Here is a 16,560-nt window from a genome sequence, read left to right as displayed (position 1 = left end):
CTCTGCGAACTCATTACCCGGGAGGAATGAACATGCCGCTGATCAGAAGAGTGAACCGGCTGCAGAAAGAGCTGCAGCTGCGCTGGATTAAGGAAAGCCGTGACATTGGAGAATGGTCCCTGCAAAGGGCGTTTTATGCGGATGAAGGAGAGTACCGGTATGATGCTGAAAAGGAGACCGCCGCTCCCGGCCGGCTGCAGAGCCAGGTTAGAGAGACGCTGTTTCTGGAAGCGGCAGTCCAAATACCGGAGGATTGGGCGGACGAAAAAGCCGGTATTATATTCAAGGCAGGGGGAGAGGGACTGCTGTCCATTAACGGATCGCCTTATCACGGACTCGACAAGAACAGAAGCTTTGTCCCTCTGTCCAAGGAGCTTACGGCAAGCGGTGAGCTGAAGCTGTGCGTAGAGCTGTACCATGTGCCTCTGATTCCTGACGATCCTTTAAACGGCCAGAAGGATAATGATGCCCCGCCGGTGCATTTTCAGGAAGCCCGCCTGGTGACTGTAAACCCGGCTGCAGAAAGCCTGTATTTCACAGTGACCGTATGTCTGGATACCCTGAACCGGCTGGCGGAGCGAACGGTTGAACGTCTTCAGCTTGAGCAAGCGCTTGAGGATGCCATTCTGTTTATCGGGGACTCTGCGGAGGCGGACGAGAAAATCTTCCGGCAGGCAGAGGAGCAGCTGCTGAACAAACTTCAGGCCGCCGCGGGCAGCCGGAATCCGGGGGACGCCGGAACGATGCATATGGTCGGCCAGTCTCATATCGATCTCGCCTGGCTGTGGCCGCTGAAGGAGACCGTCCGTAAAACCAGCCGTACCTTCTCAACCGTTATCACGCTTATGGAGCATTATGATGATTACCTGTATTCGCAAAGCCAGCCGCAGCTGTACGCTTATGTAAAAATGCATTTTCCTGACTTGTATGAGCGTATCAAAAAGCGTGTAGCAGACGGACGCTGGGAGCTTGTCGGCGGAATGTGGGTGGAGCCGGATTTGAACATCCCTTCCGGGGAATCGCTGGTCCGGCAGCTGCTGTACGGCCGGGCCTTCTATGAGCGGGAATTCGGCAAAACCTCCCGGGTGGAGTGGCTGCCTGACACGTTCGGTTATTGCGCTTCCCTTCCCCAGCTGCTGAAGAAATCCGGGGTGGACTATTTCATGACCACCAAAATGAACTGGAACGACACGAACGCTTTTCCGTACGATTTGTTCTACTGGGAGGGCATTGACGGAACCCAAATTCTGTCCTTCCTGAATCATGGCCTTAACGAGAACACACTCCCGGGAGATGTGGGTGAGCACTGGGACAGCTATAAACAGAAAAAAGCCCATCCGGAGCAGATGCTGCTCTACGGATACGGGGACGGCGGGGGCGGCGTGACCCGGGAGATGCTGGAGGTCATTGGCCGTTCTGCGGCATTGCCCGGTCTTCCGGTGAGCCGGTTCAGCACGGCCCATGATTTCTTTGACGGCGTCCGCGATGCTGCTCCGAAGCTTCCGGTCTGGTCGGGCGACATGTACCTGGAGCTGCACAGGGGAACCTACACGACACACGGTAGCAACAAGCGCTGGAACCGCAAGGCTGAGGCACTGTACCGTGAAGCCGAAATCTGGAACTCCTTGTCCTATCTGTCCGGTGCGGCGACACTTGAGGAATGTGCGGAGCTGCAGCAGGGCGGACTCCAGGAAGGCTGGGAGCTCATGCTGCTGAACCAGTTCCATGATATTATTCCCGGCACTTCGATCCCCGAGGTGTATGTTAAATCGGCTGAGCATTATGAGAAAATATTCAGCTGCGGGAAAGAAGCGCTTAGCAGTGGGCTTGAGGCACTGGCTGCAGCTGCAGATACCCGGGGAACAGGAACTCCGCTGATTCTGTTTAACAGCCTTTCCTGGAACCGCAGCGATGCTGCCATACTGACCGGAGGAGCCGAGCTGCTGAACAAAGACCCGTATGACGCCGGCGGAAACCCGCTGCCATTCGATCTGCTGCAATCAAAGGACAGTTACCAGATGATTTTTTGTCCGGGGGAGGTGCCTTCGCTGGGCTATACTACGGTTTGGCTGCGGGATAAGACGGATGAAGAGGCGGAGACACTTACGTGCGGGACTGTAGAAGCTGCCGCCGGACTGAAGATTGCCAGATCTGCTGCAAATCTGCAAAGCTGGGAAACAGGGAATTACAGCTTACAATTTGACAACTCCGGGCGGATTGTCTCTTGGCTGGATAAAGCGGCCGGCCGGGAGCTGATTACGCCTGGCGCTGTAGCTAATCATCTGCAGCTGTTCCATGACCGCCCGACGGTCTGGGATGCCTGGGATATTGATCCTCATTTTGCGGAGCAACCGGCGGCGGAAGCCGTTCTGCTCTCCAGTGAGGTCCTGCTACAAGGAAAGACCAGGGACATCCTGAAATTTTCCTGGCAGCTGAACGATTCGCTGATCGAACAGCGTCTTATACTGCACCATCAATCCCGCCGCGTTGATTTTGAAACCCGGGTGGACTGGCATGAGGAGCACAAGCTGTTAAAAGCAGCTTTTCCGGTAGATATCCACTCCGCCAAGGCGGTCTATGAAATCCCGTTCGGCAGCATTGAACGGCCGACCCATACCAACACGAGCTGGGAGCAGGCCCAATTTGAGGTCTGCGGACACCGCTGGGCGGATTTGTCGGAAGGCGGCTACGGAGTAAGCCTGCTGAACGACTGCAAATACGGCTATGATATCAAGGGCAGTGTCATGCGTCTGTCGTTGCTGCGCTCCCCGCGCTGGCCGGACATCACCGCTGATATCGGGGTGCATGAGTTCACGTATTCCCTGTATCCGCATGAGGGCGGCTGGAGAGAAGGGGGTGTGGTCCGGCAAGGCTTCGAGCTCAATCAGCCGCTGACATTGTTCGCCACAACAGCACATGAGGGCGTACGCCCTTCTACTGTTTCATTACTGGAGGTGCAGAGCCGGTACGGTATTGTCGATGCAATCAAAATAGCCGAGGACTCAGGCGGAGCGGTAATCCGGCTGTATGAATCCGGCGGCGGCAGGGAGCGAATGGGGCTGGCCTTCTCCGGCGGACCAGAGGGACAGAAGCAGGCAAGCGGGGAAGCTCCGGCTGACGGTGCGGGGGGCAGTCCGGTCAGGGTCACCGAGACAAATCTGATGGAACAGCCGGTGGAGAACCCGCAGCTGCCGGTAAATAACGGAACGGTAACCCGCACGCTTTCACCCTATGAAGTGGTTACACTGAAAGCAGTAATTCACTGATAGCTTATCTAGTAAGCAGCTTCTCCCCTTGGGAGGAGCTGCTTTTTGTTGTGGCGGCACAAGCGGATAGATATTTCCACCCGGATCGTAGATGCATGGGATACGTTAATTTGTGAGCGCTTGCTACAATAACACTGTAAGCTAGAGGAACAGGTTCCAGCGATGATCGATCCTAAACAAAGGGGAGTGCATGCAAGTGTCAAGAAAACGTTCACTGATGAGATCTCTGACTGCGGTTTTTGTCCTAACCGGGATACTGGCCGGCTGCGGCGGCAATAACAATGCCGGAAGCGGCGATGCAACAACACCGCCGTCAGGTTCGGCGGCTACAACGGCACCTGCGGCTACAGCCGCTGAAGTGCAGAAGGTGAATTTCTCGATCGTTTCGGCCAGACCGGGAGATGAAGCCTTTTATAAGGAACAAATGGACATTTTTATGAAAGCGAATCCAGAGGTCAAGGTGACGGTCATTGCTAATCCGACGGAGCAGTATAACAATGCGCTGCAGCTTTCCTTTGCCGCTAACGAAGGCCCCGATATCTTCTTCATTGAAGGCGGCCAGCCGCAGGCGAGAACGGTATACGACAATAAATGGGTGGAGCCGCTGGACAGCTATATCGATGATGCTTTTGTGGCCCGCTTCCCGGAAGGGGCCTTCAGCAGAACCAGTCAGACCCGGGTGAACGGGGAGGTTATCGGAATTCCGGTCCGCGACCCGCGCTTCGACAAGGTAAGACCGCTGTATTACAACAAGACCATACTGGAGCAGTACGGTTACAGCGAGCCGCCTAAGACGCATAGCGAATTCGTCGAAGCAGCGACCAAGATCACAAAAGAAGGCAAAGGCCAGGTATATGGCTTCGCCATGATGGGTAAAGCGCCGGCGGTGTTCGGACTTAGTGTTTCAGGCCTCGGCTCAGGACTTGAAGGCGGTGTAATCGGGTACGAGGGGAACACGATCATCAACCTGAAAACCGGTCAGTTCTCGTCGAAGTCAGCAACACCCGTCGTGGAAATCCTGCGTCAGCTGAACGCGCAGAAGATCGTGGCACCGGGCTGGGAGAACTGGGATACCGCGCAGATGCACCAGCAGTTCGCAGCCGGACGCGTAGCGATGTTCATCGGGGCGGCATGGCAGGCGGAGGAAATCCGCAAGCTGAATGAGGGTATGGATATGGGTATTGCGGCTGCACCTGTACCCGATGCCGGACGGAACGGATACCGCGATACGCCGACGATTGCCGAGCCGCGGTATGCGATGAGCTCACAGTCGAAGTCGAAGGAAGCCGCATGGAAGGTACTGGACTTCCTCGGATCAGTGGAGTTTGAACGGGCGAATTACGAGTATGCCAAAGAGCTGGTGCTGATGCCTGCGGCGATGGAAGGCATTGCGATGTCCGCAGACATGGAGCAGATTGTGAAGGTAATGGATGAGACAATCCGGATGGCCCCGGCTGTAAATACGAATAATCAGAACTATGACCAGTTCTCGAAGAGCATCAGCGATGCCATGCCGAAGCCGAAGATTCAGGAGGTATTCCTTAAGGCAGTGGTTAGCAACGAGGATCCGGTGCCGCTGGCCGAAGATTATGATGCGAAAGCCAACAAGGTTATCGATGAGCAGATCAAGATTGCGAACGACGGCGGCATTGAATTTAGCAGAGATGACCTGAAATATCCGGATTGGAACCCGATGGAGAATTACATCATTGAGTAATCGTTGACCCTTAAGCCCTAGAAACCATACAGAAACAGACAGGAGTGAATTCACGATGGGTTACGGCACACCGCAGCAGAGTATTCCTGCCTACGCCGGCAAGGCTCCGCTCTCCAAAAGAGCGGAGCTGTTCAAACAGATCAAGAAGCACCGCTACCATTACCTGTTCGTGCTGCCGATGCTGGTGTTCTTTGCTGCTTTTACCTTGTGGCCGATGATTGCAAGCTGGTATTATTCGTTCTTTAACTGGGACGGCATCGGCTGGCCTACGGACTTTGCCGGACTCGGCAATTTCAGGGAGGTCGCATCCGATCCGGGCTTCTGGAATGCTTTTATGAACACGTTCCTGTTCGCCCTGACGCATGTGCTGATCCAGATGCCGCTGGCGCTGATCGTTGCAGTCATTCTTAACAACCAGTTTCTTGCGGGGAGAAATGTATACAGGCTGCTGCTGTTTGTGCCGGTTATCTCAACAACAGCGGTTATTGGTGTCATCTTCTCGATTCTGCTGAACCCGCTGGGCGGCGCAATTAATGAAATGCTGCTGGGTATAGGGCTGATCAATGAGCCGATCAATTTCCTCGGATCCACCTCACTAGCGCTGCCGACATTGCTTGCTGTTTCTGTCTGGAAAAGCTTCGGCACTCCCATGATCTACTGGCTCGCCGGGCTGCAGACGATTCCTGGTGAGCTATATGAGGCAGCCAAAATCGACGGGGCAAGCAAGGTGCAGAGCTTTTTCCGGATTACCGTTCCGATGCTGGCGCCGATAGGCCTTGTAATAACACTGCTCACTTTTATCAACAACCTTGATCCGTTTGACCTGGTCCGTACGATGACTGAAGGCGGGCCGGTAAAAGCGACCGATGTGGTGCAGACATATATTTTCCGTTATGCGTTCGAGCCCGAAAGCGGGTCTTCCCGGTACGGCTTCGCTTCTGCAGCAGGCATCCTGTTCAGTCTGGCCGTGCTTGTTGTTGTTATCATTCAGGCGCTGACCGGAAAAGTTGCTCGCAGATCCGGCACGAAAGGAGCCTAAGCCATGTACCGCCTAAACCGATTTCTGAGACAGCTGCCGGCCCAGGTCCTGCTGCTTGCCTTCACCCTAATCTGGAGTTATCCGTTTATTTGGATCATCTCTTCATCCTTCAAATCGCAAAGTGAAATGTTCCTGGGCGGCATTAACGTCATCCCCAAGGATCCGACGCTTGACAATTTTGTACGGGCGTGGGATCTGGCTAACTTTTACCAATACTTCTTCAATTCGGTTATCGTAACCGCTTCGGTTGTCCTGCTCGTGCTTATCATTACCTCAATGGCGGGTTATGCGCTGGGAAGAGGCAGCATGCCCGGTAAAAAGCTGATCATGACCATGCTGGTCATCTCGATGTTCCTGCCCAAAGGCTTCACGATTCTTCCGCTGTTCGAGCTGATCGTCGGACTGGGCTTCAACAATACGCTGATGGGGGTTATCCTGGCTGAGTCTGGTCCGTCAAAAATCGTCTCTATCCTGCTGTTTATCGGCTATTTTGCCTCGCTGCCCAAAGAGATGGAGGAGTCCGCAACAATTGACGGGGCCGGTTATTTCCGGATGTTCTTCAGCATTATGCTTCCGCTGTCCAAGCCGATTCTGGGCACGGTAACGATTTTCAGCTTTATCGGGGCATGGAATGCGTTTTTTGTTCCGCTGACGTTCACTTTAAGCAAGCCGTCGCTGCGGACGCTGGGTGTGGGGATGTACAACTTCTTTGGTACGAACAGTGTGGACTGGACCGGGCTGGCGGCGGGGGCGGTTATGTCGGTGGTGCCGATTATCATCGTATTCCTCTTCCTGCAGCGTTATTTCATCGAAGGTCTGGCCGGTTCCATCAAAGGCTAATCAGGCAGGAGGTGTAAGCATGGGCCAGTCAAAATCCGTCCGGACGGAGGTTCTCGTTGTTGGAGGCGGAACAGCAGGCTGTATGGCAGCCATTGCGGCCGCTGAGGAAGGCGCGAAGGTCATCCTGATCGAAAATGATACTGCACTCGGCGGAGTTGCTACCCGAGGCGGTATCCACCGGTACTATTACGGTTCTCCCGGAGGGCTGCAGGAGGAGATTGACCGCCGGACCGCGGAGGCAGCTGCAATATTCGGAGGCAAAACCAAGGGGTTTCATCCAGACGCCAAGCGGGTGGTGCTTGCCGCCCTCTGCCGGGAAAAGGGAATTGAGGTTTACCTGAATTCAGTTGTGTATGAGGTTATTAAAGAGGCGGAGAATGTAGCCGGTGTGCGGGTTTTGACTCCGGACGGGCAATTGGAAATTCATGCACAGGTTACCATCGACAGCACCGGAAATGCCCATCTCGTCCGTATGGCAGGCGGCAGGCTGAGATATGGCCGCGGGCTGGACGGTGTGTATCACAATTATTCCTTCATTCCGCGCAGAGTGCTGGACGGGGAGATCGGGTATGACAATCTGGATGCCGGATGGGTAGATCCTTATGATCCCTGGGATGTGTCGCGGGCTTTTATCCGCGGCCGTGAATGGGTCCGGGAAGGGTATGCACAGGGGGCGCATTATTTTGCGGTCTCATCTATGCTTGGGGTCCGGGAAGGCGGGCTGATTGAGGGAGACGCTACAATAACCCTGGAGGATTATATTGAAGACCGGCCTTCGCCGGAGGTGATCTGCCGCAGCTATTCCCATTTGGATAATCACGGCTTTGATACAGGGAATGAAAGTGAATTCAGCCAGCTGTGGATTGCAGTCATGGGCTTGTTCGTCAAAGGTCTGTGGTGCGATATTCCATACGGGGCGCTTTTGCCTGCCGGCATCGGAAATCTGCTGGTGGCCGGGCGCGCCCTGTCTGTAGACCGGGATGTTGGAATGGGTGTGCGGATGCAAAAGGATATGCACAAGGTCGGCGAGGCAGCAGGTGTTGCCGCTGCAATGAGTATCCGTTATGGGTTTTCACCGCGTGAGCTGGACCGCTCCGGGCTGCAGAAGCGGCTCGTGGAACGGGGAGTGCTGGAGACTGAGGAGCTGCAGCGGACTCATGGGCGGAACCTGCGCTTTAAGCGCGGTGGGCTGGCAGGTGTAGAGCTGAGGAGGGAGAACGCCGCTTCGCATGCCGAACAGCTTGCCTATTATTTCGGGACGGACGAGCGGTGGAAGGCAGTCTGGCTGCTGGGCAGTTCAGCTGAAGCTGCACAGGACCGTCAGGTCGCCGTTTTGCTGGAAAGCAAGCTATATGAAGGCACACCGGAGGCAAGGTTCTGTGCTGCGATCACACTGGCTATGCTGGGAAGAGAAGAAGCCATTCCATACCTGCTGGAACGCATTACCGCTAAGGATATGAATAAGCTCAGCAATCATCCCAAATGCGTACCGTTCTGGATTGCCTCATTTGTTCTGCTGCGTATGCTGAAAAGCACAGCTGGCGTGAGTCAGGCGGCGGCTGCATTTAAAGAGCAGCCGGGCGCGGTTCACAGCACCTATTTGCTGGATTACTTGTCGGCGGTTTGTCCGATGCTGAGCGCCGGGGAACGTGCTGAGGCTGCCGGTGCAGTTGAGGCGTGGCTATCATCCAGTGAACTTGGAATGGATTACCAGATGCACGGGGACCGGCCGGAGTCGCTCGGCTGGAGCCTTGAACTCAGAGCGGCAGCGCTGCTGGCAAAATTGACCGGGGAGCAAGGGTGGGGCATTGGAGGTGCGGCTGGTGCTGCGGCCGATCCGCGGGGGTATGTCCGCAATGCGGTTGCCCGGCTTCTTCCCTGGAGCGAGACGGGTATGCCGGTTAAGGAAGGGGCTGTCCCACTGCTTGGTGAGTTTGATATAGCGGTGATTGGTGCTGGAACCGCAGAGGTTATCGGTGCGGCAGCGTTGGGCCGTCAAGGCAGGAAGGTGGTGCTGATTGCTGACGGAAGTGCTTTGATGACTGAGGTTACGAGGTCTAGAGTGACCTATTTTAAAGGGCTTGACGAGTCTGCTGGCGGAGTCGCATACGAGTTGATTGATCTGCTGCGACAAGAAGGAGCGTGGAACGGAGAGCAGCTGGAGCCTGTATTGGTGCAGCTGGCGGCAGACCGTCTTTTGCAGAATGCCGGGGTAAGCGTTCTGTATGAGGCGCGTTGTCTGGAGGAGAAGAAGGCAGTAGGGCGGAGTCTTATTGAAGTTGCTTATAAGAACGGCAAAGGGCTGGTTGCCGCCGGCAGAATTATTGGGCAGGCTGATCGGGCGGGAGTTAAAGGGCAGGCCGTTCCAGGTACACTGACTGCGGTTTTGATAAGCTCCGGGTCCTTTGGTGAAACGGCAGAATGTAGCTGGATGGAATGGAACCATGGCGGAAAGAGGCTGTCTTTACGGCTCCGTCCCGGTTATTATCCGGAGGAGGCTTATCTGGATGTCCGCTGGCCCCTGGAATTTGCGGAGTTAGCAGGTACAGGTGAGCTGCTTATGCTGCCTGCGGTTGAGAAACTTCGGAACCTTGGAGTAATATCTGATGGTGCTGCGCTCGCCTATATTGCGGATGAACCGTGGCCGGAGGGGCTGTCGGATAGGTTGGAAGCAGCTGGCGGGGAAAAGGCTGAGCGCTTATGGATTACCCTGCAAATTGCGGCAGGTCTTAATGCTGCTGCGCCTGAAAGGCTAGATTGGCAGAAGTAGCAGGCTTTATGTTCATAGAATGTCTATTCCAATATAAAGGAGCGATTATTCATGAGTATTCTATCTTCTTTGCCATTAATGCGTGTAGCTGAAATCAAGGTGGAGGGCACACCATTACCAGATGTAACGTTCAGTTCTCTGGCAGCACTGGTGCCTGACGGTACACGTCATCTCATTATCGAAGTCAGTGCTGCTCAGACATACACCGAGCGCAGATTCTGCGAGGTCATTCTGAATGGGGATACTGCTGCTCACTATAACCGCAGAGAGTTTGCGGCCACAGGTTCTGCGGTTACCACAACCAGTACAACGAATACGAATGTAGCGCAAGGCGTGGATATTCCCCCATCAGCAGCAGGATACGGGGGCGGGTATCTGCTGTTTCCTTTTGCCTTCCGTACAGACAATCTGAAACTGTGGCAGAGTATGGGCTCTTCTCTGGAGACCAGACTGCAGCGTCATGCCGGAGCCTGGGAGAATACGGAAGCAATTGACTCTATCACTCTGCGTCCATGGCAAAATGTACCCGGCGGGGTTAACCAGTGGGCTGCGGGCTCAATTATCACCCTGTATGCAGTCAATGAAACGCTTCTGGCGGCAGACCGGCTGCCGGATACGCAGACCCGGAAATTCACCTTTGGTACTCTGCCGACTGATGCCAACCATCTGGTCCTGCTGATGTATCTGCGGTCCAGCCATAATCTGTCTACGCGTCAAGGTGACCGGGTCTATCAGGAGCTTAACAACGATACCACCGCCGCCAACTATCCGCTACATCGTTTCGGGGGAGAAGGGATCGCGGATGTTAAAGTCATTGACGAATTTTATAACGAGAAACGCGTTGGCTGGTCAACAGCAGCAGCAGCTCCGGCGGATTCCTTCGGCAATCTGGTGGTCATGTATCCGGAATACCGCAGCACGGATTTTCATAAGCCGTGGATGAGCCAGCATGCGGCATATGAGGATATCTTTTATCCGGTAAGTCAGGAGAACGGCCGCAGAAGAAATACAGCAGCATTAACCCGGCTGCATTATTTCCCCGGAATGGGCGGGGAATATTATCTGCCGGGTTCCATCATCAGCGCCTATAAAGCAGAGGCTCCGGCAGCCCGGCACGTTGTCTCTGCTTCCGGTGAAGCCTCGGTCACACTTCAGGTTCCTGCGGGAGCTGTCGGCCTGCGTGCGGTCGTTGTGGCGAGAACCAACTCCGCAGAAAAGGAAGACAGACTCCTGGTTGAGCTGAATGGTGATAGCTCGGCTGCCAGTTATGCGATCCGCCGGGCTTCCGCTTATGGAGAAACTCCAAATCAGGGCGAAAATGAGACGGCTCTGCTGACAGATAATGAGCTCGGTGTCATTACGGGTGCAGGTGCAGAGGCCGGGCAGTACGGCTTCGGAACACTTTCCGTTATCCGGCATGCCGAGACGGACCGCCACAAGCATATTCTGTCGATCGCCGGCACATGCGGCAGCAGACTGTCATTATACGGCGGACGCTGGAAGAGTACCGCAGCCGTAACATCTGTGACCTTCAAGCCGAAGGACGGAACGCTGTTCGCGGCCGGCTCTGTTTTCGAACTGATTGTTGCGGCTGATGCGCTCTAGTCGAATATAGGGGCGAGCAGCAACTAAATGAAAGGCAAAAATGCCCTTGATTCAGCCAAGTGTGACTGTCGCGCTCATATGAAAGGCAAAAATGCCCTTGATTCAGCCAAGTGTGACTGTCGCGCTCATATGAAGGGCAAAAATGCCCTTGATTCAGCCAAATGTGACTGTCGCGCTCAAATGAAGGGCAAAAATGCCCTTGATTCAGCCAAATCTGGCGTACGCGGTCAAACAGCCAGCAACATCAAACAGGAGTACTCCCGAACACATAGCGGGAGTACTCCTGTTTACATGCGCCACTAGACTTTGCCCTTATGGAAGCCTTCCTCCTCCCGGTATTGGCTGGGGGTCTTGCCGACCAGCCTGCGGAAGATCCGGGCGAAGTATTTGTAATCGGGTATGCCGACCTGCTCGGCGATTTCACCAACCTGCTTATCCGTTTCACGCAGGAGCTGTTTGGATTTCTCGATCCGGTAGCGGGTTACGTAATCGGAGAAGTTGATACCGGTCTGCGCTTTAAACAAATGGCTGAAGTAGTTCGGGCTAATGGCTGTATAATCGCTGATATCCGCTACACTGACGGGCTCCCGGTAATGCCTGGCGACGTAATCCAGTGCCTTCTGGATTTCACTGCGCTGCACAGGCTGGTCGAAGGACAGCTGGCTTGCGCTCTGCTTCCACAAGAACAAGCGCAGCAAAAATTCTTCAGCGTCAAAAATGGTTTCGATGCCGCTGAGCTCAGAGTAAAAACGGCTGCGGGAATCAGCATCCGCCGTAGTCCAGCGCATGGCCAGCTCCTCCATCCAGCGCAGCAGCTCAGCAGGCAGGAACTGCATCCGGGTAACCGGACGTATGTATTCGTCATGCACCAGACGCTGAAGCTGTGACGGATCACTCCAGCCGGCAAGCCGTTCTGCAGGGTCAGGAAGTTCAGGCATAGCGGGGCTATAGGCACGGGCTGCAGCAGCTTGTTCTTTACCCTGCGAAAGCTCCTCTCCTGAAGCTACCCCGGCACCGTAAACATGCAGCCCGCCGTGCCCGTGATAGAACAAGTCAGCTGTCAACTCCTCTAACTCGGTGAAGGCTGATCCGAACGATGCCTGCCAGGCGTGCGGACCTGCATCCATGCGGTATTCAGAGCTTATGCGCACAGAAACAGTGAACGGCAAATATTTTCTCGCATGATGCAAAATATTTTCATAGAACAGCAGATGCTCCGTCTGATCTACGCAAGCTTCAGGCAGCTGAATCCACAGCCCGATGCTTTGCTGGTCCCAGTCAAACACATTGCATAGCAGATTCCTGTCGGCCAGCTCCTCAATGATCCGCATCATCACGTACTTGAACAGGGAGAGGTCCTTGGGATGAAATGTCCGGGACAACGCACTATAACGGTCGATGCTGACCATCCCCATTACAAAAGCCGCCTCCGGCCGGTGCCAGTTCACGAAATCACAGGTACTGTTTAGCTTGGAGAGGGACTGCACGGCGCCGGAGCGGATATCGAGGATAAGCTGTTTGCGCAGCAGAGGCTGGCTGTCCTGCAGATGCTTGCGTTCCTCAATGGACAGCAGCATCTTTTCCCGGTCGGCTTCAATTTCATTGCGTGCCTGGTCGAGAATCTCAATCAGCTCCTGATATCCCGAGGTCACCTTCAGCAAATAACCTAAAGCCCCGAGCATAACCGCCTTGCGGGCAAATTCAAATTCCTGAAAGCTCGATAAAATAATCACTTTAACCCGCGGCATCAGCCGTTTCAGCTCCTCCGTCAGCTCCAGTCCGTTCATCCGGGGCATTACGACATCTGTAATAACAATGTCAGGACTGAGCTGTCTGCACAGCTCCAGCGCTTCTTCACCATCCTCGGCTTCGCCTACGATCTCAAACCCATGCTCCTCCAGCGGAAAGGCATAGCGGAATCTCTCGCGGATCAGCGCCTCGTCATCCACAACGATACAGCGGATTTTGTCCAGTACAACCTGATTAATGCCCATCTGCCTGTCCTCCTCTCAAGGCCGTGAAAGAAATGATGATTTTGGTCCCCAGCCCTTCGGTACTTTCAATTTTCAGGCCGTAAGCCTCTCCGAACTGCAGCTGCAGCCGCTCATGAACATTCCTAAGCCCCATTGATGAATAACGGGGAAGCTCTTCAGCAGCATGAATATCAGTATCAGAAGGCTCCAATAGTCCGGCAAGACGTCCGGGTGCAATACCGGTGCCGTTGTCTTCAACGTAGAGCTGTACAATTTTGGATTTATACAAACTGCCGCCTACTGTGATCTGCCCGTCTCCGCGCCGTTTTTCCTTAATTCCGTGAAAAATGGCATTTTCCACAATCGGCTGCAGGGTCAGCTTCAAAATCTGGCAATCAAGGATTTCCTCGTCCACCTCAAAGGTTACATCAAACTTGTTCTGGTAGCGGATCTGTTGCAGATACACGTAATGCTTCAGTCCCTGCAGCTCATTGCCCAGTGAGGTCAGCGCTTCTCCTTTGCCCATCGAATAATTCAGCAGATTGACGAGCGCATGCAGCACCTTGGCGATTTCGTCCGTCCGCTTCAGGTCCACCAGGGCATTGATGGAATTGAGCGTATTATAGAGAAAATGCGGGTTAATCTGGGCCTGAAGCGCGCGGAATTCGTATTGCTTTTTCATCTTTTCAATCCTCAGCTTATCGTCGATCAGCTCGCCGATGTGATCCAGCATGACGTTAAAGGAGTCCGCCAGCGTACGGAACTCATCCTTACGCTTCAGCTGAACCCGCAGCCCCAGATTGCCTTTTTGGATACGGCGCATCTGCAGAATCAGGCCGGAGATCGGTCCGTCGATGTAACGGGCAAGGAAGAAGGAGATTATCAGCGACAGCAGGATAAAAAAGAGCACCAGATAGATAGCATAAGCCCGCAGCTGAGTGACCGGAGCGAGAATGTCCTGCTTGTCAACAAAGCTGACCAGCCGCCAATTCTGGGAGTTAGGGCTGCCGAACAGAGCCACAAATTCTTCATCCGCTGTATACAAGGGGAAGACGCCGTCGGCTGCCTGCTGAAGATAGCTTTTGATCTGGGGAAAAAGACCGCTGTATTCGTCCTGTCGTACTTTCACTGAGCTGAGGATCGGCTGGATTTCCGGGTTGAACAGCAGGGTGGAGGTGGTAGGAGAGGGATTCATGCCCGCAATCAGCTCGTTCAGGGCCAGCAGGTCGATGTCGGCAGCGAGAATGCCCTGAATGTCCATTCCTCTGTAAACGGTTACGGCAATCGTCAGCACAAGCCCTTTATTCTCCGACTGGTAAGGCCCGGCCGTCTGCAGTGAGGTCCAGGAGGTCCGGGCAGCAGCAAACAGCTTATCCATAAGTGGCTCCGGCAGTACAGTGGTTTGTGCGGTTTCATAGATCGAGTAGTCCGGAGCAATGAAATACATGCCTCTGGAAAAAGGGTACACGGAATATTGGTACATGCGGAGCACATTGGTAACGCCTTCCCTCGACTGGTCGGTTTCCGACAGCTTTCCGGCCAGCTGGCCGAGTGGGGCTTTTATATCCGACAATATCCGCTCCAGCTGTTCCGACTGCCGGTCCGAATAGGATTCCATCTGGCTCATCTGTTTTTCGGTCAGCAGATCGGTAATATACCGGTAGGCGATCAGGCTGATGGACAGCGCAACCGTCAGCATGCAGGCGAGAATGATGATGAACATTTTAAAGCGGATTTTGTGCATAAAAAGCAGCAGCTTCCTCATAGCCGGCAATCCTCCGCATTTTTGACCTGTAAGACCAGTTTAACGACCCTTTTTCGCCACTGTCAATGCATGAGGCAAAGCGGGTAGATTTATCCACCCTGATCGTAGCTGTGTAGGATACGCGACGGACTTAGATTAATTATGGCATGCATAAGTTCTTGTTCATGGTATCATCGGAATATCAAGCAATACGATTATGTAAGATTTCACTATGCAAAGAGGAGAGATTACGATGAAGCTGCTCAATTATGTGCAAGACGGCGGTTACCGGCTCGGTATACATACGGATTCGGGGGTTGTGAACGTTGCCGGTGCTGCGGCAGCGAGCAGTCAGGCGGAATTGGCGGGCTTAAATATCCACCAGGCTGTTTCAGGCGGAGCTGCAGTTCTCGATAAGCTGCTTAGCCTTGCCGGTTTCGTTACCGGTAACCCGGACAACAGCCATTTGCTGCTTGATGAATCCGGACTCATCTTTGGACCGGCAGTGACTAATCCTGGTAAAATCCTCTGTGTCGGCCTCAACTACCGCAAGCATGCGGAAGAGACGGGATCAGCGATCCCGCAGACCCCGATTCTGTTCAGCAAATTTAACAATGCATTGGCCGGGCATCTGGAGGATGTTCCTTTACCTGCGGTATCACAGCAAGTAGACTATGAGGCTGAGCTGGCAATTGTCATCGGCCGTACAGCAAGCAACGTGAGCAAGGAAGATGCGCTTGATTACGTCTTCGGCTATTGCTGCGCGAACGACTTGTCTGCCCGCGATCTGCAGTTTAAGACCCAGCAGTGGCTGCTCGGCAAAACCTGTGACAAGTTTGCCCCTGTGGGGCCCTATCTGGTCACTGCAGGTGAAGTACGGGAGCCGAACAATCTCCGGATATCGTGCAGTGTGAACGGTGTGGTACGGCAATCATCCAACACGTCGGATATGATCTTCCACTGCGATGAAATCATCAGCTACGCCTCACAGCATATGACACTGGAGCCGGGAGACATCATTCTCACTGGCACACCGGAGGGTGTAGTTCTCGGGTATCCGCCGGAGAAGCAGGTATATCTGCAGGCTGGTGATGTTGTAACGATTGAGATTGAAAAGCTTGGCAGTTTGACCAATATGATGACGGCATATTAATTATTTACCAAGCTAAACCTTGATCTCTGCACTTCAGCAGAGGTTGCGGTAAAGGGAAGTTTTGTTTTGCATGGAGGAAAGTGCCGGAGGGGAATATTGGAGCTGGAGGGACGTTAGCGTCCGCCTGAAAGTCTTCCTCAGGAACAAATGGCGATGCCACCCCGGTAAAATGGGGGGCATCGCCACTAGCTGTCTACTCCTCGGAATGCGCGGCTTCGTCCTTAACTTCCTCGCGGAAGCCTTTGATGCTTTCTTTGCGTCGTTCGTTCTTTGCCTCGATTTGTTCACGTTCTTTGCTGCTGATTTCAGAAGAAAACTCGTTTAAATAGTCTTCGGCTTCATTCAGGTTTTGCATGGTGTGCTGAATACTTTGCTGTAAATGTTCCACATTGTCTGCACGGTTATCCGGCTTTGCCATCTGTATTTCGCCTCCTGTGATTAACGCGCCGTAAG

General features: G+C 54.0%; 10 protein-coding genes. 7 read left to right on the top strand and 3 right to left on the bottom strand.

Features of this window, described 5'->3' with window-relative positions; translation table 11 throughout:
- Positions 1-32: 32 nt before the first annotated feature.
- The 6 genes from BLR64_RS10615 to BLR64_RS10590 all read left to right on the top strand — a co-directional run bounded on the left by BLR64_RS10615 (position 33) and on the right by BLR64_RS10590 (position 11,237).
- Positions 33-3,266, top strand: coding sequence for an alpha-mannosidase (locus BLR64_RS10615; protein WP_090714087.1), 3,234 nt, complete (start codon positions 33-35; stop codon positions 3,264-3,266).
- A gap of 196 nt (positions 3,267-3,462) precedes the next feature.
- Complete coding sequence (locus BLR64_RS10610) at positions 3,463-4,983, top strand: ABC transporter substrate-binding protein (RefSeq protein WP_167360646.1); 1,521 nt, start codon at positions 3,463-3,465, stop codon at positions 4,981-4,983.
- A gap of 55 nt (positions 4,984-5,038) precedes the next feature.
- Positions 5,039-6,022, top strand: coding sequence for a carbohydrate ABC transporter permease (locus BLR64_RS10605; RefSeq protein ID WP_090714085.1), 984 nt, complete (start codon positions 5,039-5,041; stop codon positions 6,020-6,022).
- A 3-nt stretch (positions 6,023-6,025) separates the two neighbouring features.
- Entirely contained in the window at positions 6,026-6,862 is an 837-nt protein-coding gene (locus BLR64_RS10600) for a carbohydrate ABC transporter permease (protein ID WP_090714084.1), read from the top strand.
- Between the two features lie 19 nt (positions 6,863-6,881).
- Positions 6,882-9,632, top strand: coding sequence for an FAD-dependent oxidoreductase (locus BLR64_RS10595; protein ID WP_090714083.1), 2,751 nt, complete (start codon positions 6,882-6,884; stop codon positions 9,630-9,632).
- A 51-nt stretch (positions 9,633-9,683) separates the two neighbouring features.
- On the top strand, positions 9,684-11,237 hold the full coding sequence (locus tag BLR64_RS10590; protein ID WP_090714082.1) for a hypothetical protein: 1,554 nt from the start codon (positions 9,684-9,686) through the stop codon (positions 11,235-11,237).
- A gap of 299 nt (positions 11,238-11,536) precedes the next feature.
- Here BLR64_RS10590 and BLR64_RS10580 read toward each other — a convergent pair whose 3' ends face one another.
- A complete protein-coding gene (locus BLR64_RS10580) occupies positions 11,537-13,231 on the bottom strand; it encodes a response regulator (RefSeq protein WP_090714080.1) in 1,695 nt (564 codons plus the stop codon).
- Positions 13,221-14,975 (bottom strand): cache domain-containing sensor histidine kinase, encoded by a 1,755-nt coding sequence (locus BLR64_RS10575; RefSeq protein WP_090714079.1) that lies wholly within the window; start codon positions 14,973-14,975, stop codon positions 13,221-13,223. Before BLR64_RS10575 ends, BLR64_RS10580 begins: the two co-directional genes overlap by 11 nt.
- Before the next feature lie 232 nt (positions 14,976-15,207).
- Here BLR64_RS10575 and BLR64_RS10570 point away from each other — a divergent pair, with 232 nt between their 5' ends.
- The gene (locus BLR64_RS10570; RefSeq protein ID WP_090714078.1) at positions 15,208-16,107 is read left to right on the top strand and encodes a fumarylacetoacetate hydrolase family protein; all 900 of its coding nucleotides are present in this window, start codon (positions 15,208-15,210) and stop codon (positions 16,105-16,107) included.
- A 193-nt stretch (positions 16,108-16,300) separates the two neighbouring features.
- Here BLR64_RS10570 and tlp read toward each other — a convergent pair whose 3' ends face one another.
- Positions 16,301-16,525 carry a small acid-soluble spore protein Tlp gene (gene tlp / locus BLR64_RS10565; RefSeq protein ID WP_090714077.1) on the bottom strand — a complete coding sequence of 75 codons (225 nt, stop codon included), beginning with the start codon at positions 16,523-16,525 and terminating at the stop codon, positions 16,301-16,303.
- Between the last annotated feature and the right edge of the window lie 35 nt (positions 16,526-16,560).

It is taken from the genome of Paenibacillus typhae (assembly GCF_900099765.1).
GTDB classification, from domain to species: Bacteria; Bacillota; Bacilli; order Paenibacillales; family Paenibacillaceae; genus Paenibacillus_AQ; species Paenibacillus_AQ typhae.
The sequence above is the reverse complement of the archived record's forward strand: the minus strand, read 5'-3'. Positions and strand labels throughout refer to the sequence as shown.